We start from the raw sequence: 21,240 nt of genomic DNA, 5'->3' as shown, positions 1-21,240 counted from the left end.
AAGGTTCTTGAATCGTCATGCGATCAGGCTTGCGCCTGCGTGTCTTGCGGGTAGCGATTTTGCCAGGCCTCAAAGCCGCCATCGATACTGTACACCGAATCGAACCCCAGGCTAATCAGATACTGTGCCGCATTGCGGCTGCTGATGCCGTGGTAGCAAATCACCATGACCGATGCTTCAAAGTCTGCGCCGCGCACAAAGTCAGACAGCGTCTCGTTGGTCAGATGCGTCGCGCCGGGAACATGGGCCGCAGCAAAGCTCTGTGGATCGCGAATATCAACGACAACGCCCCCTTCCTGCCAGCGGGAATGGGCTTGCTCAATACTAATAGCTTCAAATTGTTCCATCGAAAGTGACAACCTTGTTAATAATGGACAGGATGTTAGTAACAACTGGCGTCATTGTAACCCGCCTTCAGCGGCATAAAACCTATATGATTATAAGGTTATTTATAAAAACAGTGCTTCACTAACGTGAAGTGTGACGATAAAAACGGTAACTACATGACACAGACCTACTGGAACCGCATGGTACCTGAACTCACGGTGACGGATTTTTCCGCTTCGATACATTTTTATGTGCACATACTCGGTTTCACCGTAACGATCCGCCGTGAGAACCCAGATTTTGTCTATCTTAGCCTGGGTGAAGCGCAGCTGATGTTGGAAGCGTTTCACGAGGGAGGATGGAAAACAGGGGAGCTAATCAAACCTTTGGGACGCGGTATCAATCTTCAGATTGAGGTGGACGACGTAATGCCCCTAGTAGACAGTCTGGCACATCACCACATTCCGCTTTACCGACCGCTGAGAGATAACTATTACACAATAGAAACTGGCGAAGATAAGACAGAGCCAACCCAAGCCTGCCAGAGAGAATTTCTGGTTCAGGATCCTGATGGCTATCTCCTGCGCTTCAGCCAATATATAGAGCAGTCGTAACCCTGACCGGGCTATGCCGTCCAAGATAGTCCCAAAACCCCTCATTATCCCTTATTTTAATGTGACAATTATCATCATATTGTTAGCTCCATCACGCATAAATGTTTTTATTTGGTTAACCATTGGCTGATTTGTTTGTTTTCGATTATCATAATGCTCGAAAACGAACATTTTGATTTATTCGAGGGTGGAGGAAGAAACGTGGAAACCAAAGATCTAATCGTTATCGGCGGCGGAATTAACGGTGCAGGCATCGCCGCAGATGCGGCTGGGCGAGGGTTATCAGTCCTGTTGTTGGAAGCGCAGGATCTTGCCTGTGCCACGTCCTCCGCCAGCTCCAAGCTGATTCACGGCGGCCTGCGTTACCTTGAGCACTATGAGTTTCGTTTGGTCAGCGAAGCGCTGTCTGAGCGCGAAACGCTGCTGAAAATGGCCCCGCACATTATTTTCCCGATGCGCTTTCGTTTGCCCCATCAGCCGCACCTGCGTCCGGCCTGGATGATTCGTATCGGCCTGTTCATGTACGACAACATTGGTAAACGCGTCAGCCTGCCTGCCAGTAAGGGACTGAAATTCGGTGCAGATTCTGTACTTAAGCCTGAACTGAAGCAGGGCTTTGAATATTCGGACTGCTGGGTGGACGATGCGCGTCTGGTGGTGTTAAACGCGCAGGAAGTGACAAAACGCGGCGGAGAAGTCCGTACCCGTACCAAAGTGACCCGCGCCCGTCGTGAGCAAGGCGTGTGGATCGTAGATGCGGTTGATTCACTGACCGGCGAAACCTTCACCTGGCGCGCCAAAGGTCTGGTGAACGCCACTGGCCCGTGGGTAAAAGAATTCTTTGATGACGGCCTGCAACTGAAATCACCTTACGGCATCCGTTTGATCAAAGGCAGCCATATCGTGGTGCCAAAAGTCCACAACCAGCCACAGGCGTATATTCTGCAAAACAAAGATCACCGTATTGTCTTCGTGATCCCGTGGCAGGATGACTACTCGATCATCGGTACCACCGACGTGGAATACAAAGGCAATCCACACGATGTGAAGATCGATGATAACGAAGTCGGCTATCTGCTGGATGTGTATAACGATCATTTCAAACAGCAGCTTACACGTGATGATATCGTCTGGACCTACTCCGGCGTGCGTCCGCTCTGTGATGACGAGTCCGACTCTCCGCAGGCGATTACCCGTGATTACACGCTGTCTGTCGATGATGATAACGGCCAGGCTCCGCTGCTTTCCGTGTTTGGCGGCAAACTGACAACATATCGTAAGCTGGCAGAGCACGCGCTGGACAAGCTGCACAAATACTATCCACAAGCGGGTAAAGCCTGGACGAAAGAAGCCGTCCTGCCGGGTGGTGATATCGCAGGCACACGTGATGACTATGCCGCCGCGCTGCGTCGCCGCTTCAATCTGCCGGAATCACTGACGCGTCGTTACAGCCGTACCTACGGTTCAAACAGCGAACTGATTCTGACAAACGTGAAAGGCCTCGGCGATCTGGGTGAAGATTTCGGTCATGACCTGTATGAAGCGGAACTGCGCTATCTGGTTGAGAAAGAATGGGCCGTCACGCTGGACGACGTCATCTGGCGCCGCACCAAGCTGGGCATGCGCCTGAATGACGCGCAGAAACAACGCATCAGCGACTGGTTAGCCCACCACCGCCAACAGCAAATGGCCAAAGCGGGTTAATCCGCACGGTTACCGCAAGCGCCTGTTACTGCTGTAAACACAAAAGCGCCGTAGGTTTTGCCTACGGCGCTTTTTCATATCACCAACGTGCAATCACAACCGTATCGGTTTGATATCCCAGATATCTTCTGCATATTCACCGATGGTGCGGTCAGACGAGAAATAACCCATATTGGCAATATTCTTGACGGCACAGCGCGCCCATTCATCCTTGTTCTCATACAGCTCATCCACCCGATCCTGCGTATCCACATAGCTGCGATAGTCTGCCAGTAGCTGATAGTAATCGCCAAAATTCACCAGTGAATCAAACAGATCGCTATAACGTCGGCTGTCATCAGGGCTGAAGACGCCCGTGGTAATTTGCGTCAGTACGCGGCGCAGCTCTTCATCCTGATCGTAATATTGCCGTGGGTTGTAGCCACTCTGGCGCAGCGCTTCGACCTGCTCCGCCGTGTTGCCGAAGATAAACATATTTTCTTCGCCAATGTGTTCCAGCATTTCGACATTCGCCCCATCCAGCGTGCCGATCGTCAGCGCGCCGTTCAGGGCAAATTTCATATTACTGGTCCCGGAGGCTTCCGTCCCCGCCAGCGAGATCTGCTCAGAGAGATCGGCTGCCGGGATGATCAACTGTGCCAGACTCACACTGTAGTTCGGGATGAAGACCACTTTCAGCCGATCGTGCAATGCCGGATCATTGTTGATCACCTTCGCGACGTCGTTGATCAGGTTGATAATGTGCTTCGCCATGTAATAGGCCGATGCCGCCTTGCCCGCAAAGATGGCGACGCGCGGCACACGCGCAACTTCTGGATCGTCTTTAATGCGGTTATAGAGGGTGATGATGTGCAATACATTCAGCAGTTGCCGTTTGTATTCGTGAATGCGCTTAATCTGCACATCGAACAGCGACTCGGGGTTAACCACAATATTCAGGTTTTCCGCCATATAGGTCGCTAAGCGCACTTTGTTCTTCAGCTTCACCTTACGGATTTTCTGCACAAATGCCGGATAATCGATGTGCTGTTTCAGTTCGCTCAACTGGCTCAGGTCGGTGCGCCAGGTCTGCCCTATCGTGTCGTCCAACAGTTTAGAGAGCGATGGGTTAGCCAGCGCCAGCCAACGCCGTGGCGTCACCCCATTGGTTTTATTGCAGAAACGATTAGGGAAGAGGCGAGCAAAATCGGCAAACAGAGACTGTACCATCAGATCAGAGTGCAGCTCCGATACGCCGTTGACCTTATGGCTGGCGACCACGGCCAACCACGCCATGCGGACTTTACGTCCGTTGTTTTCATCAATGATGGAAACCCGCGCCAGCAGATCGTTGTCATCCGGGGCTTCTTTCTGGACGTATTCCAGAAAATGTTCGTTAATTTCGAAAATCAATTGCAGGTGGCGCGGCAAGATTTTACCCAGCATATCAACTGGCCAGGTTTCCAGCGCTTCCTGCATCAGCGTATGGTTTGTATAGGAGAAGACTTTCCTCACCACCGTCCACGCCTCTATCCATTGGAATTTATGCTCATCAATCAGTAAGCGCATCAACTCAGGGATAGCCAGCACTGGGTGAGTATCGTTCAGGTGGATAGCGAACTTCTCTGCCAGATTGGCGTAAGTCTTATGCATCATCCAGTGACGGTTCAGAATGTCCTGCACCGTGGCGGAAACCAGGAAATATTCCTGACGCAGGCGTAGCTCGCGGCCTGAATAGGTGGAATCATCGGGATACAGCACGCGCGACACGTTTTCCGAGTGGTTTTTATCTTCTACCGCCGCAAAATAGTCGCCCTGATTGAATTTACCCAGATTGATTTCATTACTGGCCTGCGCGCCCCACAAACGCAGGGTATTGGTAGCGTCCGTATCAAAACCGGGAATGATTTGGTCGTAAGCGCACGCGATAACTTCTTCCGTTTCCAGCCAGCGCATTTTGCTGCCTTCCTGCTGGATTCGGCCGCCGAAGCGTACTTTATAGCGCGTGCTGTGGCGCGGGAATTCCCACGCGTTGCCGTATTCCAACCAGTAGTCCGGCGATTCTGCCTGCTTGCCGTTAACAATGTTCTGCTTAAACATGCCGTATTCGTAGCGAATACCGTAGCCGCGCCCAGGCAAAGCCATCGTCGCCAGCGAATCCAGAAAACAGGCCGCCAAACGTCCCAGACCGCCGTTTCCTAAGCCTGGGTCATTTTCTTCCTCTAGCAGATCGTCCAGCTCCAGCCCCATGCCATCCAGCGCCGCTTTCAGATCGTCATACAATCCCATCGCCAGCAGTGCGTTCGACAGCGTCCGCCCCAGCAAAAATTCCATCGACAGGTAATACACCTGCCGCACATCCTGCGAAAGCTGTGCGCGGTTCGAGCGCAGCCAGCGTTCCACCATCCGGTCACGCACGGCCAGCAGCGTGGCGTTCAGCCAGTCATGTTTATTCGCAATCGAGGGATCTTTCCCCACGGTAAACATGAGCTTGTAAGCAATAGAGTGTTTCAGCGCTTCCACACTGAGCGTTGGCGAAGTATAGATAAACGGAGAGTTCATAATATTCATTCCCAAGTGAGTGTTATCATACCCTGTCGTTTTCAGGTTGCATGCGGATGACGCGCAACGGGAAAACTAGTGGGTATACAAGCGTTGATAGAGCGCACCATAAGCCTGAGCAGCAACCTGCCAACCAAAGTCCATCGCCATCGCCTGACGCTGCACATAACGCCATAGCGTAGGCCGAGACCACAGCACAAACACACGACGAATCGCGCGGGATAGCGATCCCACGCTGCAATCGTTAAAGACAAACCCGCTTGCCAGCCCATCCGCCAGATTCTCCAGCGAACAGTCTGATACCGTATCCGCCAGCCCGCCGGTGCGGCGCACCAGCGGCAACGTGCCATATTTCAAGCCATAGAGCTGCGTTAACCCACAAGGCTCAAACCGGCTAGGCACCATGATGACATCCGCGCCGCCAATAATGCGGTGCGAGAAGGCCTCGTGATAACCAATCTGTACCCCAACCTGACCGTGATATTCAGCCGCCGCCGCCAGAAAGCCCTCCTGCAAATCGGCATCTCCTGCGCCCAGTACCACCACTTGCCCGCCCTGTTCCAGCAGATCCGGTATCGCGCTTAGCGCAATATCGAGCCCTTTCTGGCTGGTCAGACGGCTGACGATGGCAAAAACCGGCACCTTGTCGTCAATCTTCAAGCCCATTGCCGTTTGCAGACGCCGTTTATTTTCGGCCTTGTTCGCCAACGTATCGCGGCTGTAATGGCTAGCGAGTAAAGGATCGTGTGCCGGATTCCAAATCATCTCGTCTACGCCATTGAGGATTCCGGACAGTCGTCCTTCCTCTTCACGCGACTTCAGTAAACCTTCCATACCGTAGCCATACGCTGGCAGCGTAATCTCATGCGCGTAGGTCGGGCTCACGGTCGTAATATGGTCAGCGTAGTACAATCCCGCTTTGAGGTAGGAAATCTGGCCGTAAAACTCCAGCCCGTACACCTGAAAGAACTCGCTCGGCAAGTGGAGATCCGGCATATGCCGGGCATCAAACAGCCCCTGATAGGCAAGGTTGTGAACGGTAAAGATAGATTTCGCCGGACGGTTACGCGCCGCCAGATAGGCGCAGGTCAGCCCCGCGTGCCAGTCATGGGCATGCACGATATCGGGCCGCCAGTAGTGGTCCAGACCGCACGCCATTTCGCATCCCATCCACCCCAGCAGCGCGAATCGCAGATAGTTATCGGCATAGGCGTAAAGCGCCGGATCGTGGTAAGGGCTGCCCGCGCGTTCATACAGTTCGGGCACATCAATCAAATAAATACCGACGCCGTTAAAATGGCCGAACAGCAGCGTGACGTGTCCGGCGAAGGTATCCAGCTCACGCACAACCTGTAGGTTGGCGATGCCTTTTTTCAGATCGGGGAAAGCAGGCAGGATGACGCGAACATCCATCCCCGCCGCAATCTGCGCGCCGGGCAACGCACCAGCCACATCCGCCAGTCCACCCGTTTTCAACAGTGGAAAGAGCTCTGAACAAACATGTAAGACCCGCATTATTACTCCCGTTTTGTTCCGATGGTGTTTACAGCTTTTCCAACATCGATCGCGTGACCAGCACGATCCCCTCTTCCGAACGGTAAAAACGGCGGCTATCCTCTTCCGCGTTTTCACCAATCACCATGCCTTCCGGCAAATTGCAGGCGCGATCGATCACGCAACGGCGTAAACGGCAGGAGCGCCCCACGTTGACATCCGGCAGAATCACCGTCGAATCGATACTGCAAAATGAATTGACCCGCACGCGCGGGAACAGCACCGAATGCGTGACGACAGAGCCGGAGACGATACAGCCCCCCGATACCAGCGAGTTCATCGTCATGCCATGGCTGCCGGAGCGATCCTGAACAAATTTAGCTGGCGGCAGCGATTCAATCGCGGAACGAATCGGCCAGTGCCGATCGTAGACATCCAGCTCCGGCGTGACGGACGCCAGATCGAGATTGGCGCGCCAGTAGGCTTCCAGCGTACCGACATCCCGCCAATACTGATTTTCATCTTCACCCGACGTGACGCACGACAGGGTAAAAGGATGTGCCCAGGCCAGACGCTGTGAGACGATCTTCGGGATCAGGTCCTGCCCAAAGTCGTGGTTAGAGTCCGGCGTGTTGTGATCCGCATCCAGTAGCTGATAAAGATAGTCCGCATTAAAAACATAGATCCCCATGCTCGCGAGCGCCATGTCGGGGTTATCCGGCATTGGTGTCGGGTTATCCGGTTTTTCGGCAAAATCGAGGATGCGGTGCTGTTTGTCCACGCTCATGACGCCAAAGGCACTGGCTTCTTCCAGCGGCACGGGCAGGCAGGCAACGGTGCATTCCGCACCTTTCTCTACGTGATCGATGAGCATACGTGAGTAGTCCATCTTGTAGATGTGATCGCCCGCGAGGATCACCACATACTCCGCACGGTAGCGCCGAATGATGTCGAGATTCTGACAAACCGCGTCCGCCGTTCCCCGATACCAGTGATCGGTAGAATGGCGCTGCTGCGCAGGGAGCAAATCGACAAACTCGTTCATTTCAGCATTCAGAAATGACCAGCCGCGCTGAATATGCTGCACCAGCGTATGCGACTGATATTGCGTAATCACGCCAATACGACGGATGCCGGAATTCAGGCAGTTAGAGAGCGCGAAATCAATAATGCGAAATTTGCCGCCAAAGTGGACGGCGGGCTTGGCACGCAGCGCCGTCAGCCCTTTCAGCCGCGTTCCACGGCCTCCGGCTAAAATTAATGCCACGGATTTAAGAGGGAGCTGTCTTGCCAACATCAGAGGGTCATGCTTGTCGTTATTCACCATGGCTATCTCCTGATTATTCTTTTAATGGCTTGCGCTTAGGCGGTCTGTTTTATCAAGACACATACCGCCTGCGCTTGTCCGTGCCAGATTCCGCCCTCGGGCGGGTTCGTCTCATCAAACGGCGGTGAAACCTGCCAGTGGCCTTCTGGCAACATGAACTCACCGGCGTGTAGGCTGGCGTTAAACAGCACAAGCCAACGACCAGACAGTAAAATCTGTAGCTGATGCTCCCCTTGTTCCCACTGCTGCGGCGTCAACGGCTGGCCTTCTCTGTTGAGCCATTGCACTGCACCGTCCCCTTCTTGCCACCACGTCTCCTGCTGTAATGCCGGGATCGTGCGGCGCAGCTGGATCAATCCGGCGACAAACTCGCGCAGTGCACTATTTGCGTTTTCCCAATGCAGCCAGGTCAATTCGTTATCCTGACAGTAGGCATTGTTGTTGCCCTGCTGGCTGTGCCCCAGTTCATCGCCCGCCAGCAGCATTGGCGTGCCCTGCGACAGAATCAGCGTCGTCAGCAGCGCCTTCTGGCTCGCCAGCCGACGCTGTAGGATGTCGTCGTCCGCTTCCAGCCCTTCCGTACCGTGGTTATTGCTGAAGTTACTGTCGGTACCGTCGCGGTTACCCTCGCCGTTGGCGTCGTTGTGCTTGTGGTTGAAACTCACCAGATCGCGCAGCGTAAAGCCGTCATGGGCCGTCAGTTTGTTGATAGAGGCGAAAGGTAGGCGGTCGTGCTGCTGGAAAATATCGCTGGAGGCGGCAAAGCGGCGAGCGAACGCGCCGAGGGAAATGTCGCCATGCAGCCAAAAACGGCGCATATCGTCACGGTAGCGGTCACTCCACTCCGCGAACGGCGTCGGGAACTGACCTAACTGATAACCGCCATGCCCGATGTCCCACGGTTCGGCAATCAGCTTGCAGCCCTGTAAACGGCTATCGTTTTTCATGGCGGACAACAGCGGCGCAGCGGCGGTAAAATCCGGGGTTCGCCCCAGCACCGTTGCCAGATCGAAACGGAAGCCATCAACGTGGCAGACCTCGCGCCAGAAGCGCAGACAGTCCATCACCCAATCAATGACCGCCGGATGGTTCAGCCGCAACACATTGCCGCAGCCAGTCCAGTTATGGTATTCACCGTTCTCACCCAGCCAGTAATAACTGCGGTTATCGATGCCGCGCTGGCACAGCGTGGGGCCTTCAACATCCAGTTCTGCGCTGTGGTTAAACACCACATCCAGAATGACCTCGATCCCCGCACGATGCAGCGCTTTCACCGCATCTCGGAATTCATTCAGCGCGTCATCGCCCGCAGCCAAACTGTTATCCACGGCGAAAGGCAGCAGTACGTTATAGCCCCAGTAATTACGCAACCCCAGTTGCTGAAGCCGTGGCTCATCGGCATGCTGCTGCACCGGAAGCAGTTCCAGCGCCGTCACGCCCAGCGACGTCAGATAGTCAATCATCACCGGGTGGCCCAGCGCCGCATAGCTACCGCGAATATCTTCAGGAATATCAGGGTGCAGTTGCGTCAATCCACGAACGTGCGCTTCATAAATCACCGTCTGATGCCAGGGCGTGTGCGGATGCTGGTCATCCTGCCAATCGTAATCCTCTGCCGTGACCACGCATTTCGCCATGATGTCAGCGCTATCGCGTTCATCTCGCTGGTCAATGCCGCCTTGCAGGCAATCGTCATCCACCACCCAGCCGTCAAGCTGACGGGCGCACGGATCTAACAGCAGCTTATGTGGGTTGAAGCGCAAGCCTTGTGACGGCTCGAACGGCCCATCAACCCGGAAACCGTAACGTAAGCCGGGCTGCGCAGCAGGAAGGTAGCCGTGCCAGATATCGCCGCTGCGCGCGGTCAGTTCGAGCCGCTGCTCCTGCTGGCGTTCATCAAATATGCACAGCTCGACCCGCTCGGCATCCGTTGAAAACAGCGCGAAATTCACGCCCTGTCCGTCAAAACTGGCTCCCAGCGGCGTCGGCTTGCCCGTCTGCAATTCTGCCATTTACGCCTCCTTCACCAGATACAGCGTAGCAAGCGGCGGAATAGTCAGAACAAGAGAGTGCTGGCGCTGATGGCTGCCCCATTCCTCACTATAAATCGTCCCAACATTGCCCAAATCGCTACCGTTGTAGTGAACAGAATCGGTGTTGATGACTTCTCGCCAGCCGCCGGGCTGGTTAATGCCAATCCGATAGCCATAACGTGGCACCGGCGTAAAGTTGCTGACCACCAGCACTTCGTTGCCCTGCTCATCACGCCGGACAAAGGCAAAAACCGAATTTTCCCGATCGTCCACCACCAGCCATTCAAAGCCCTGCGGCTGAAAATCTAACTGATACAGCGACGGCTGCTGGCGATAGTAATGGTTGAGATCGCGCACCAGCGTCTGCACGCCACGGTGCCACCCTTCCGGTTCATCCAGCAGATGCCAGTCCAGACTGGCGTCATGGTTCCATTCACGTCCCTGCGCAAATTCGCCCCCCATAAACAGCAGTTTCTTACCGGGATAGGCCCACATAAAACCGTAATAGGCGCGTAAATTGGCAAATTTTTGCCAGACATCGCCGGGCATGCGATCCAGCAGCGAGCGCTTGCCATGCACCACTTCATCGTGAGACAGCGGCAGCACGAAGTTCTCGCTATAGGCGTACAACATGCCGAATGTCAGCAAATCGTGATGATATTTGCGGTGAACCGGATCGTGCTGCATATAGGCCAGCGTGTCGTGCATCCAGCCCATATTCCACTTGTAGTGAAACCCTAACCCGTTGCAATCCGGCGGCAGCGTGACGCCCGGATAATCGGTCGACTCTTCGGCAAGCGTGATCGCCGCCGGTGCGGCATGGCCCAGCATGTGGTTGGTGTAGCGCAGAAACGCAATCGCCTCGAGGTTCTCTTTACCGCCGTAATGGTTCGGCACCCACTCGCCTTCGCTGCGGCTGTAGTCGCGGTAAATCATGGAAGCCACGGCGTCTACCCGCAGCCCGTCGATGCCATAGCGTTCCATCCAGAACAGCGCGTTGCCCGCCAGATAGTTACGCACCTCATGGCGACCATAGTTATAAATCAGCGTGTTCCAGTCCTGATGATAGCCTTCACGCGGATCGGCGTATTCATACAGCGCAGTGCCGTCAAACTGTGCCAAACCGTATTCGTCACCGGGAAAATGTCCGGGCACCCAGTCCAGTAAGACGTTAATGCCCGCATCATGGAGTGCATCAACAAACGCCCTGAACTCCTGCGCGGTGCCGAAACGGCGCGTTGGCGCATAGAGCCCCAGCGGTTGATAGCCCCAACTACCGTCGAACGGATGTTCGTTAATTGGCATCAGCTCCACATGCGTGAAACCCATGTACTGCACATAATCAATCAGTTGCTTCGCCAGTTCCTGATAGCTCAGCCAAAAATTGTTATCCGTATGCCGCCGCCAGGAACCGAGGTGAACTTCATAAATGGAGATAGGTGAACGCAGGCCATTCGCCTCACGCCGGGCATCGCTGGTTGGGACTTTCTCAGGCAACGGCGTAATCAGCGAGGCGGTATCCGGGCGCATCTGCGCTTCAAACGCATACGGATCGGCCTTCAGCCGGATGCTGCCGTGGCTATCGATCATTTCATATTTGTAGAGTTGCCCTGCTTTCACATCGGGCAGAAACAGCTCCCAAATGCCATTCTCCCTACGCAACCGCATCGGGTGCCTGCGACCATCCCAGAAGTTGAACTGCCCCACTACCGAAACGCGCTGAGCATTGGGTGCCCACACGGCAAAACGCGTACCTTCAACCCCGTCCAGCGTTTCCAGATGGGCGCCCAGCCGCTCGTAAGGCCGCAGGTGGGTGCCTTCGGCCAGCAGCCAAATATCCATATCCTGCAACAGCGGGCCAAAGCGGTAAGGATCTTCAATCACCCAGGTTTCTTCACGCCAGGTCACGGCCAATTGATAACGGAACGCGTTTTTCCGGCGCGGCACCAGACCACAAAAAAAACCGCGTTCGTCTATACGTTCCAGCTCAACGATTTTTCGTCCATTGCTGGCATCAACCACCCAGACTGCCTGCGCATCCGGCAGCAGAGCCCGAACTTCAAGGCCTTTAGAAGAATGATGCATACCTAACAGCGAGAACGGATCGGCATAATGCCCGGAAATAAGTGAATTAATCGCATCAGAAAACGCTGACATGGTATCCATCCTCTGATTAACCATTTGAATTAAATAAATAAGTAATATAAAAACGCATTACGCTGCGCTTATATTCTCCCGTTACCTATTTTTAACAAAAATCCAATAAAAATAACGGGTTATTAGCTTGCTAATGAATAACGGCGACGTGTAAAAATAATGAATAGTATGAAAGAGTTCTTGAACCACGCCCCCTAATTCAGCGTAGTCAAAGAACGGAGAAATAACCGAGAACCGATCAAATTTTTCCGTTTATATTTATATGAATAAGTTATGACACGGGATAATTAGCATCTTTTGTTTAAAGATCGATTCGTCCGCTGGCAAAAAGCAGTACAATTTGGCGATTGTGTATGTTGAGACCCCGCCCATGGTTAGCCAGATTGATCTCATTCTTTCCCTGTTACAGCAGATGTGTGTTTATCTGGTTATCGCCTATCTGCTCAGCAAGACACCGCTGTTTATCCCGCTAATGCAGGTCACCATTCGCCTGCCGCACAAGCTGGTGTGCTATCTGGTTTTTTCCGTGTTTTGCATTATGGGAACCTACTTCGGTCTGCATATAGACGATTCGATTGCCAATACCCGTGCGACCGGTGCCGTGCTCGGTGGCATGCTGGGCGGCCCTTCCGTTGGCTTTCTCGTCGGGTTAACGGGCGGATTACACCGCTATTCGATGGGGGGCATGACCGCGCTGGCCTGTATGCTGTCGACGATAGCCGAAGGCCTGCTCGGCGGGTTACTGCATCGCTATCTGGCACGCCGTAATCGTATCGATCTCCTGTTTCAGCCCCTCGTCGTCGGCCTGACCGCACTGGTTGCAGAATGTTTGCAAATGGCGATTATTCTGCTGGTCGCCCGTCCATTTGATAACGCCGCAGAGCTGGTGAGGGACATTGCGCTACCGATGATGATCACCAATACCATCGGTTCCGCCATGTTTATGCGCATTCTGCTCGACAGACGCGCCATTTTTGAAAAATACACTTCTGCATTTTCCGCCAAGGCGCTGCAAATCGCCGCTCGCGCCGAAGGGGCGCTACGTCAGGGATTCAACCCACAAAACAGTATGCGCGTTGCCCGTATTTTGTATGAAGAACTGGGTGTCGGTGCCGTGGCGATTACCGATCGCGATAAACTGCTGGCGTTTATCGGGCTGGGCGACGACCACCACAACGTCGGCGCGCCCATTACGTCATCACACACACGCCGGGCGATAGACAACAATCAGGTGGTGTACGCCGACGGTAACGAGGTGTCCTATACCTGTTCGGTGTCATCACACTGCAAACTCGGTTCCACGCTGGTAATCCCGCTGCGTGGCGAAGATCAGCGAGTTGTCGGCACAATCAAGCTTTATGAACCCAAGAATAAGCTATTTTCCAGCATTAACCGTACGCTGGGAGAAGGGATCGCCCACCTGCTTTCCGCACAGATTCTGACAGGTCGTTTTGAACAGCAGAAACAGCTGCTGGCGCAATCGGAAATCAAGCTACTGCACGCGCAGGTCAACCCGCATTTTCTGTTCAACGCGCTGAATACGCTGTCCGCCGTGATACGACGCAACCCCGATCACGCTCGCCAACTGGTGCTGTCTCTGTCGACGTTTTTCCGTAAAAACCTCAAGCGCAGCAACGATGAAGTATCGCTCAATGACGAGCTGGAGCACGTTAACGCCTATCTCGAAATCGAAAAAGCGCGCTTTGCCGATCACCTGACGGTAGACATTTCGCTGCCGGAGGCGCTGCGTGAAGCACGATTACCCGCATTTTCTCTGCAACCGATTGTCGAAAATGCGATTAAGCACGGTATCTCACAGATGATTGAAAGTGGGCACATCCACATCAGCGGACGCTTGCACGCCAACACGCTGGAACTGTCAGTAGAAGATAATGCGGGCACCTATCAGCCCCGCAGCGGTGGCGATGGATTAGGCATGAATTTGGTCGACCGCCGTATCAAAGCACGATACGGCAACCGCTATGGCATCACGGTAGTCAGCGAAGCGGATAAATTCACCCGAGTCGAAGTGCGCGTCCCGCTGATTTCAGCGCGTAAGGCATTGGAACAGATGGATAGTGTGGCGTGATGGGGTGGATAAACAGATCAGGTGCCAGAATAAGATCAGGCAAATGAAAACTACCTGAGAGCAGGAGAGCACGCTCGGCCTGACGGGAAACTCAAGCCTGATACATCTTCGATTGATAGATATCGGGACGCGTAATCGCCCAGACATAGTTTTCTTTGTTAACCGGAGAATACCCTGCTTTTTCATAGAGCCATGGCGCTGTGGATGTCACAAGCATAATACGCCGCAGTCGTTTAAGTACCGGATGGTCAAGGCAGCATTCCATTAACCAGCTTCCCAACTTTTGCTGCTGATATTCTTCCAGCACATAAACATCACAGAGATAACCAAAAGTCGCAAAATCCGTCACGACACGCGCGAATCCAATCTGCTTATCGTCAGTAAATAAACCGAAATTAAGGCTGTTAGTGATAGATTCCTGAACAGTGTCGATATCAATGCCTTCAGCCCAACTTGAACGCGTTAAATAACAATGTATGGCATGAATATCCAGTAGATCATTATTCGTCGTAACAACAAATTTCTGATTTTCCCATGTTAATACACGTGAGATATCCTTTTCACTGTCAGTACTCATTCGTTTACTTTCTCGATGTCATCTGAGTAGGGAACAGGCGCAACACCAACCGATGTTGCGCCAGAGAAGCAGGAGAACTATGGCAAGATAGCTACATCAAGATAACTACAGCAGGATGCGCAGCATACGGCGCAGCGGTTCAGCGGCTCCCCACAGCAGCTGATCGCCGACCGTGAAGGCGGACAGGTATTCCGGCCCCATGTTCAGCTTACGCAGACGACCCACTGGCGTGGAGAGCGTGCCGGTTACCGCAGCAGGCGTCAGTTCACGCATGGTGATGTCGCGATCGTTCGGTACCACTTTCACCCAGTCGTTGTGAGTTGCCAGCAGTTGTTCGATTTCCGGCAGCGCCACGTCTTTCTTCAGTTTGATGGTGAACGCCTGGCTGTGGCAGCGCAGTGCGCCGACGCGCACGCAGAGACCGTCGACAGGAATGACGCTGCTGGTGCCCAGAATCTTGTTGGTTTCCGCCTGACCTTTCCACTCTTCACGGCTCTGGCCGTTATCCAGCTGTTTGTCGATCCACGGAATCAGGCTACCCGCCAACGGCACACCGAAGTTATCGGTTGGCAGCGAACCGCTACGGGTCAGCGCTGTCACTTTACGTTCGATATCCAGAATCGCAGACGCCGGATCCTGTAGCTCTTTCGCCACTTCACCGTGCAGCGCGCCCATTTGGGTCAGCAGTTCACGCATGTGACGCGCCCCGCCGCCAGAAGCAGCCTGATACGTCGCGGCAGAAACCCACTCCACCAGATTGTTAGCAAACAGACCGCCCAATGACATCAGCATCAGGCTAACGGTACAGTTACCACCGGCAAAGGTTTTGATGCCTTTATCCAGACCCTGCTGAATCACCCCGTGGTTAACCGGATCCAGAATAATAATCGCGTCATCTTTCATACGCAGCGAGGAGGCGGCATCGATCCAATAACCCTGCCAGCCACTTTCACGCAGCTTTGGGTAGACTTCATTGGTATAATCGCCGCCCTGACAGGTAATGATGATGTCCAGCGCGCGCAGTGCTTCGATATTATAAGCATCCTGCAACACGCCTTGATGACCACCTAACGCCGGAGCTGCTTCGCCGTGCTGAGACGTTGAAAAGAATACCGGGTGAATCACATCAAAGTCGCGTTCTTCCACCATGCGCTGCATGAGAACCGAGCCGACCATACCGCGCCAGCCAATAAAACCAACATTTTTCATGGTAACTGTCCTGCTTTGGGGGTAACAAAAAGAATTCTGGCTAACGTCGATAGCGCTTGGTGAGTACTGACTCAGTGAGCTGCCGAAAAGGTCGCGCGCGTCCTGTCGTAAACCTGTAAATTATCGTGTCGTTCAACCTTACAAAATGTACATAAAGTCGCAAGTGAATTTATTCGATAGCACGGCATTTTTCAGCAGTCATTCTAATATCATTGCCTTGGCGCAAGATAATAATGTAGAGCAGCCCATAAAGAGGGCCCAGGTCAGGAAACAAGGTTTCGGGAGTAAAAACCAACATGACAGAAATGATCTCCGCAACGGTGCTGCTGTTGCTCATTATGGATCCACTCGGCAACCTGCCGATTTTTATGTCCGTGCTCAAGCATCTCGATCCCAAACGCCGACGCGTGGTGTTGATCCGTGAAATGCTGATCGCCCTCGGGCTGATGCTGATTTTCCTGTTCGCGGGTGAGCGTATTCTGGCGTTCCTGAATCTGCGTACCGAAACCGTCTCCATTTCCGGCGGTATCGTGCTGTTTCTTATCGCGATTCGTATGATTTTCCCTTCACAAGAAGGCAACAGCAGCGGTCTGCCAGCCGGTGAAGAACCATTTCTGGTGCCAATGGCGATTCCACTGGTGGCGGGACCGTCGATCCTTGCGGCACTGATGCTGCTGTCTCACCAGTATCCTAATCAGCTTCCTCATCTGACGCTGGCGCTGTTTATCGCCTGGAGTATCTCCTTCATCATCCTGCTGATGTCAGATGTGTTCTTACGTTTGCTGGGTGAAAAAGGCGTGAGCGCGCTGGAGAAATTGATGGGGTTGATTCTGGTGATGCTGTCGACGCAGATGTTCCTCGACGGCGTGCGCGCTTATATGAAGTTATAGCCGCATCGTTTCCCCCTGTGTCTTAGTCACATTTTTATGCCAACTAAGACACGGTTTCGTGCGCGATAATATCGCAATTTCCATGCTACCCCGTAGCACGCGCCCGACGCAGGGCGCTCAGTCGCCGCCGCCCTGCGAACCCAGGCTTCCGGCTAAATCATGCCGCTACGCGGTGCCATCGGCGTTCATGATCACCCTTCGGGCCGCCAGTGACGCGTTCCATACGCGGCACTGGCTTTCGCGACGTCCTGTCGCTCACTCGGTACTCATGATCACCGCTGCATAATTTTTACGCCGGATTAATGTCAAAACCTTCCCTTGCAAGAGGGGAGGCTAAAAACATCAAAGCAAAATACTGCCTATTACCGCAATCAGGAACGCGATAGTCCCGAGCAACGTTTCCATTACCGTCCAGGTTTTCAGGGTCGTTTTCTCATCCATCTCAAGGAAACGACTCACCAGCCAGAAGCCAGAATCGTTCACATGCGACAGCACGGTCGCCCCACCCGCAATTGCTACCACAATAAAGCACAGGTCAAACTGACTTAAGCCCGTGGTCGCTGCCACGGTGGGTGCCATCAGCGCCGCCGTCGTCGTCAGCGCCACCGTCGCCGACCCCTGCGCCACACGCAGTGCCGCAGACACGACAAATGCAGCAACAATCACTGGCATCCCCGTATCAGCCAGTGCGCCAGCCAAAGCATTACCAATCCCGCTGGCACGCAGCACACCACCGAACATACCGCCTGCGCCGGTTACCAGGATAATCGAACAAATCGGCCCTAGCGCCCCATCACAGATTTTTTCAAGGTGTGAGCGGCTCTTATCACCACTAAAGACCATCAACGCAAAAAACACCGTGATCAGTAATGCAATCGGCGTTTTACCCAACATACGCAAGAACTGCACCAGTCCACTGTCACCGCTGACAATACCCATTACCGTTAACGTATTGAGCCCGGTATCGAGAAAAATCAGCACCAGTGGTAGCAGCAGGATACTCAGCACCACGGAAAAACGCGGTGGCTTAACGCTCGTATCCGTTTCAACCGCAGACAAGAAGCTTGAAGGCAGCTTGATATCGAATTTTTTACCTGCGTATAACCCATAGAGATAACCGCCGAAATACCAGGTGGGTAACGCAATAAGGCCACCGATAATCACTAACAGGCCAATATTGGCACCCAGTAATTCACTGGCCGCAACCGGACCGGGATGTGGCGGCACCAACGCGTGCATAGCAGCAAAAGCACCCGCAGCGGGGAAGGCATATTTTAATGTCGAACCACCAAAGCGTTTTGCTACGCTGAAAATAATCGGCAGCATGACAACCAAACCCGCATCAAAGAAGATCGGGAAGCCAAAGAGCAGTGAAGCAATACCGAGCGCAAAGGGTGCTCGCTGTTCACCGAACTTGTTGATCAGCGTATCAGCCAACACCTTCGCGCCGCCGGTCACTTCCAGCAAACGGCCAATCATTGCTCCCAAACCAACCAGCAGAGCAACAGAAGCCAGCGTACTACCGAAGCCACTGAGCAACGTGGGGACAATCTTCTCGTATGGAGTTTTCGTCACCAGAGCAGTGACCAAACTTACCAGTGTCAAAGCCAGAAAAGCATGCACTTTAAAGCGCATAATCAACACCAGTAACAGTGCGACTGCGCCTGCGGCGATGGTTAATAGCACACTGGCGCTATAGGCGGATGTTATTTCTGTCATCGTTAATCATCTCTCTTAGACACCGGGCCAGAATTGGCTGATTGTTTGTGAGGTGTATCACATCGTCATTTGATACCGGTAACATGATACGGGTAACATGTTAAAGTCTGGAACCATTAAGTATCATTTAATTTACAGTTTGAGATAGAGATCAAATTATGTCAGGTCGAAGCATTATTCTGATGGGCGTATCAGGCAGTGGAAAATCCTCAGTTGGCGCTGAACTTGGCCGCGCCATTCAGGCAAAATTTATTGATGGCGACGATCTGCATCCGCGCGCGAATATCCAGAAAATGGCCAGCGGCACGCCACTGAACGATGACGACCGTGCACCGTGGCTGGAGCGGCTTAGCGATGTCGCCTACAGCCTGGCACACAAAAACGAGACCGGCATCATCGTCTGTTCCGCGCTGAAAAAGCGTTACCGCGACCGCCTGCGCGAAGGGAACGAAAAGATGGTGTTTATCTATTTGAAAGGCAGCTTTGAGCTAGTGCTCGAGCGTCACAAAGCCAGAGCAGGCCACTTCATGCCAACGGATCTGCTGAAAAGTCAGTTCGATGCGCTGGAAGAACCGGGCAGCGATGAACCGGATGTCCTGAAGGTCGATATTGACGGCACCCGGGAAGAAGTCGTACAGCGCTGCGTTGAGGCACTGCGTGCAGCAGGCTAACGCAGCGGTTTAAAGGCTTTCACCGTCCAGCACGGTAAAACCGACATCGACCATGCCCTGAGCAACTGGCTCGCCCCGCAGACGAGCCAGCAAACGCTCGGTGCCGACACGCCCCATGTGCTCACGCGGCGTCAGTACGCTCGCCAGCTTAGGCACCATCGCCTGACCAATATCGTGCCCGTGGAAACCCGCTACACCGATATCTTCCGGCACGCGCAATCCCTGGCGCTGGCATTCAAACATCGCGCCGACGGCTAAGTCGTCGTTGGTACAAAATACGCTATCGACCTGCGGGTATTCCGCCTGTGTCTGCCGCAGCAGCTCACCACCGAGCGAATAGGAAGACGCCCGCTCACTCATCACGCAGTAACTTTTGAGATCGCTTTCCCACATCGCTTGCTCGTAGCCTCGACAGCGCATAATCGTACGCTCATCCTGCCGCGCCCCGAGATAGACAATATGACGATGCCCCAGCGCAACCATACGCAGCGTCATCTGACGGGCGGCTTCGACGTTATCAAACCCAACGGCCATATCCAGACAGGGCGAGACGGAATCCATCAGCTCCACGACCGGAATGCCGGCGACGTCCAGCATCTGGCGCGTTCGCGGCGTGTGGGTGCGTTCGGCCAGAATAAGCCCATCGATGTGATACGACAGCAGTGAGGTCAGGCGCTGTTCTTCTTTGTCAGGATGATAGCCATAGTGCGCCAACATGGTCTGGTAACCGTGCGCTTCCGCCGTGCGCTCAATACCGCGTAATACCTCGGCAAAAACCTGATTGGTTAATGACGGCAGCAGCACCCCAATCGCCCGGCTGGTGGAGCTGGCGAGCATATTCGGCGCGAGATTGGGAATATAGCCCAGCTCATCCAATGCAATAGCGATCTTTTCCTGCAACGCGGCTGACACCTGCGCAGGGTTACGCAAATAGCGGCTTACCGTCATTTTGGTAATCCCAACGCGGTCAGCAACGTCCTGGAGAACGGGTCTTTTCTTCTTCATCATCGACTAAAAATGCCTGAAAAACAGTAGGCTAAGTCTAGCAAAAAAAACGTAAAGAAAGTAAAGGCAAAGGGGCAGAATCTGAAGGGTAGCGTGCGGCTTTTAAGAGCATAAAAAACCCGCGTCCTTTCCTACGCGGGCTTATGTTTCACATCTTCACCGTCGTTATACCGGCGGCAAATCAAACAGCAGAATTTCACTGTCTTCGCTGGCATGAACAGAAATCGCCGTTTCGTCCCAGACTGCGAATGCATCGCTGGTTTCCGCTTTCTGGCCGTTAATCTCTACCGTACCACGCACCACCTGAACCCAGACGCGACGGTCAGCCTGAATCTGATACACCGATTGCTCCTGCGCTTTCAGCGCCCAGCGCCACAGCGTCATGTCCTGAAAGACTTTCAGCGAGCCTTCACGCGCATCCGGGGACAGCACTAACTGGCGTCCTTGCTGCACATCAAAGCGCTTCTGCTCGTAGCGCGGCGTCAGCCCGGTTTTTTCCGGGATAATCCAGATTTGGTACAGATGCAGCGGTTCGTCCTTGCTGGCATTGTATTCAGAGTGACGAATACCGGTACCCGCACTCATAATCTGGAATTCGCCTGCTGGCACCTGCTCTTTATTTCCCATGCTGTCCTGATGCTCAACGGCACCGGATAAAACATAGGTCAAAATTTCCATATCTTTGTGCGGATGTGTGCCAAAGCCCTGCCCGCCTTCGATAACGTCTTCATTAATGACGCGCAGTGCCGAAAAACCCATGAAATCAGGATCGTAATAATCGGCAAAGGAGAACGTGTGCCAGCTGTCGAGCCAGCCGTGATTCGCATGTCCGCGATCTTGCGCTTGACGTAAATAGATCATGTTATTTCCTCCCGCGTTTTTG

16 protein-coding genes are annotated in these 21,240 nt (G+C 53.6%); 5 read left to right on the top strand and 11 right to left on the bottom strand.

The genetic code is table 11. The features are described 5' to 3' along the window. Positions 1 to 23 precede the first annotated feature (23 nt). On the bottom strand, positions 24 to 347 hold the full coding sequence (gene glpE, locus I2D83_RS01645) for a thiosulfate sulfurtransferase GlpE (RefSeq protein WP_205947430.1): 324 nt from the start codon (positions 345 to 347) through the stop codon (positions 24 to 26). A gap of 156 nt (positions 348 to 503) precedes the next feature. Between glpE and I2D83_RS01640 the strand changes: the two genes are divergently transcribed. After that, positions 504 to 941 (top strand): bleomycin resistance protein, encoded by a 438-nt coding sequence (locus I2D83_RS01640; protein ID WP_225181835.1) that lies wholly within the window; start codon positions 504 to 506, stop codon positions 939 to 941. Between the two features lie 201 nt (positions 942 to 1,142). Continuing rightward, a complete protein-coding gene (glpD, locus tag I2D83_RS01635; protein ID WP_015842028.1) occupies positions 1,143 to 2,645 on the top strand; it encodes a glycerol-3-phosphate dehydrogenase in 1,503 nt (500 codons plus the stop codon). Positions 2,646 to 2,738: 93 nt separating this feature from the next. On the opposite strand, the gene glgP is transcribed toward glpD, so the two are convergent. From glgP to glgB, 5 genes are all read right to left on the bottom strand, one after another. Next, entirely contained in the window at positions 2,739 to 5,186 is a 2,448-nt protein-coding gene (gene glgP, locus I2D83_RS01630; protein WP_205947429.1) for a glycogen phosphorylase, read from the bottom strand. A gap of 75 nt (positions 5,187 to 5,261) precedes the next feature. Further along, positions 5,262 to 6,701, bottom strand: coding sequence for a glycogen synthase GlgA (gene glgA / locus I2D83_RS01625; protein WP_205947428.1), 1,440 nt, complete (start codon positions 6,699 to 6,701; stop codon positions 5,262 to 5,264). A gap of 28 nt (positions 6,702 to 6,729) precedes the next feature. Then, positions 6,730 to 8,007 carry a glucose-1-phosphate adenylyltransferase gene (gene glgC / locus I2D83_RS01620; RefSeq protein WP_180779338.1) on the bottom strand — a complete coding sequence of 426 codons (1,278 nt, stop codon included), beginning with the start codon at positions 8,005 to 8,007 and terminating at the stop codon, positions 6,730 to 6,732. Positions 8,008 to 8,042: 35 nt separating this feature from the next. After that, on the bottom strand, positions 8,043 to 10,019 hold the full coding sequence (gene glgX / locus I2D83_RS01615) for a glycogen debranching protein GlgX (protein WP_181830482.1): 1,977 nt from the start codon (positions 10,017 to 10,019) through the stop codon (positions 8,043 to 8,045). Beyond that, on the bottom strand, positions 10,020 to 12,197 hold the full coding sequence (gene glgB / locus I2D83_RS01610) for a 1,4-alpha-glucan branching enzyme (protein ID WP_181847946.1): 2,178 nt from the start codon (positions 12,195 to 12,197) through the stop codon (positions 10,020 to 10,022). Between the two features lie 370 nt (positions 12,198 to 12,567). Here glgB and I2D83_RS01605 point away from each other — a divergent pair, with 370 nt between their 5' ends. Further along, complete coding sequence (locus tag I2D83_RS01605; RefSeq protein WP_015842034.1) at positions 12,568 to 14,286, top strand: sensor histidine kinase; 1,719 nt, start codon at positions 12,568 to 12,570, stop codon at positions 14,284 to 14,286. 91 nt (positions 14,287 to 14,377) lie between these two features. Here the strand turns inward: I2D83_RS01605 and I2D83_RS01600 are convergent, their stop codons facing one another. Together I2D83_RS01600 and asd are read right to left on the bottom strand one after the other, a co-directional pair. Beyond that, the gene (locus I2D83_RS01600) at positions 14,378 to 14,863 is read right to left on the bottom strand and encodes a GNAT family N-acetyltransferase (protein ID WP_205947427.1); all 486 of its coding nucleotides are present in this window, start codon (positions 14,861 to 14,863) and stop codon (positions 14,378 to 14,380) included. A gap of 105 nt (positions 14,864 to 14,968) precedes the next feature. Next, positions 14,969 to 16,072 carry an aspartate-semialdehyde dehydrogenase gene (gene asd / locus I2D83_RS01595; RefSeq protein WP_180779341.1) on the bottom strand — a complete coding sequence of 368 codons (1,104 nt, stop codon included), beginning with the start codon at positions 16,070 to 16,072 and terminating at the stop codon, positions 14,969 to 14,971. Positions 16,073 to 16,368: 296 nt separating this feature from the next. Between asd and I2D83_RS01590 the strand changes: the two genes are divergently transcribed. Continuing rightward, complete coding sequence (locus tag I2D83_RS01590; protein WP_015842037.1) at positions 16,369 to 16,962, top strand: YhgN family NAAT transporter; 594 nt, start codon at positions 16,369 to 16,371, stop codon at positions 16,960 to 16,962. 342 nt (positions 16,963 to 17,304) lie between these two features. Here the strand turns inward: I2D83_RS01590 and I2D83_RS01585 are convergent, their stop codons facing one another. Next, a complete protein-coding gene (locus I2D83_RS01585) occupies positions 17,305 to 18,681 on the bottom strand; it encodes a GntP family permease (protein ID WP_181830486.1) in 1,377 nt (458 codons plus the stop codon). A 158-nt stretch (positions 18,682 to 18,839) separates the two neighbouring features. Between I2D83_RS01585 and I2D83_RS01580 the strand changes: the two genes are divergently transcribed. Continuing rightward, positions 18,840 to 19,352, top strand: a complete 513-nt coding sequence (locus I2D83_RS01580) for a gluconokinase (RefSeq protein ID WP_015842039.1) — start codon at positions 18,840 to 18,842, stop codon at positions 19,350 to 19,352. 9 nt (positions 19,353 to 19,361) lie between these two features. Here the strand turns inward: I2D83_RS01580 and gntR are convergent, their stop codons facing one another. Both gntR and I2D83_RS01570 read right to left on the bottom strand, forming a co-directional pair. Further along, positions 19,362 to 20,357 carry a gluconate operon transcriptional repressor GntR gene (gene gntR / locus I2D83_RS01575; protein ID WP_180779409.1) on the bottom strand — a complete coding sequence of 332 codons (996 nt, stop codon included), beginning with the start codon at positions 20,355 to 20,357 and terminating at the stop codon, positions 19,362 to 19,364. A gap of 165 nt (positions 20,358 to 20,522) precedes the next feature. Further along, on the bottom strand, positions 20,523 to 21,218 hold the full coding sequence (locus tag I2D83_RS01570; protein WP_015842041.1) for a pirin family protein: 696 nt from the start codon (positions 21,216 to 21,218) through the stop codon (positions 20,523 to 20,525). Positions 21,219 to 21,240: the final 22 nt, after the last annotated feature.

The sequence above is a fragment of the Pectobacterium aroidearum genome (genome assembly GCF_015689195.1).
GTDB classification, from domain to species: Bacteria; Pseudomonadota; Gammaproteobacteria; order Enterobacterales; family Enterobacteriaceae; genus Pectobacterium; species Pectobacterium aroidearum.
This window is presented reverse-complemented; position numbering and strand designations above follow the sequence as displayed.

Coding starts and splice junctions, on each gene's coding strand:
- glgC (WP_180779338.1), bottom strand. CDS start 8,007: ATGGTGAATAACGACAAGCATGACCCTCTGATGTTGGCAAGACAGCTC.
- glgB (WP_181847946.1), bottom strand. CDS start 12,197: ATGTCAGCGTTTTCTGATGCGATTAATTCACTTATTTCCGGGCATTAT.
- asd (WP_180779341.1), bottom strand. CDS start 16,072: ATGAAAAATGTTGGTTTTATTGGCTGGCGCGGTATGGTCGGCTCGGTT.
- I2D83_RS01600 (WP_205947427.1), bottom strand. CDS start 14,863: ATGAGTACTGACAGTGAAAAGGATATCTCACGTGTATTAACATGGGAA.
- I2D83_RS01640 (WP_225181835.1), top strand. CDS start 504: ATGACACAGACCTACTGGAACCGCATGGTACCTGAACTCACGGTGACG.
- I2D83_RS01580 (WP_015842039.1), top strand. CDS start 18,840: ATGTCAGGTCGAAGCATTATTCTGATGGGCGTATCAGGCAGTGGAAAA.
- glpE (WP_205947430.1), bottom strand. CDS start 347: ATGGAACAATTTGAAGCTATTAGTATTGAGCAAGCCCATTCCCGCTGG.
- glgX (WP_181830482.1), bottom strand. CDS start 10,019: ATGGCAGAATTGCAGACGGGCAAGCCGACGCCGCTGGGAGCCAGTTTT.
- I2D83_RS01570 (WP_015842041.1), bottom strand. CDS start 21,218: ATGATCTATTTACGTCAAGCGCAAGATCGCGGACATGCGAATCACGGC.
- I2D83_RS01590 (WP_015842037.1), top strand. CDS start 16,369: ATGACAGAAATGATCTCCGCAACGGTGCTGCTGTTGCTCATTATGGAT.
- gntR (WP_180779409.1), bottom strand. CDS start 20,357: ATGAAGAAGAAAAGACCCGTTCTCCAGGACGTTGCTGACCGCGTTGGG.
- I2D83_RS01605 (WP_015842034.1), top strand. CDS start 12,568: ATGGTTAGCCAGATTGATCTCATTCTTTCCCTGTTACAGCAGATGTGT.
- I2D83_RS01585 (WP_181830486.1), bottom strand. CDS start 18,681: ATGACAGAAATAACATCCGCCTATAGCGCCAGTGTGCTATTAACCATC.
- glgP (WP_205947429.1), bottom strand. CDS start 5,186: ATGAACTCTCCGTTTATCTATACTTCGCCAACGCTCAGTGTGGAAGCG.
- glgA (WP_205947428.1), bottom strand. CDS start 6,701: ATGCGGGTCTTACATGTTTGTTCAGAGCTCTTTCCACTGTTGAAAACG.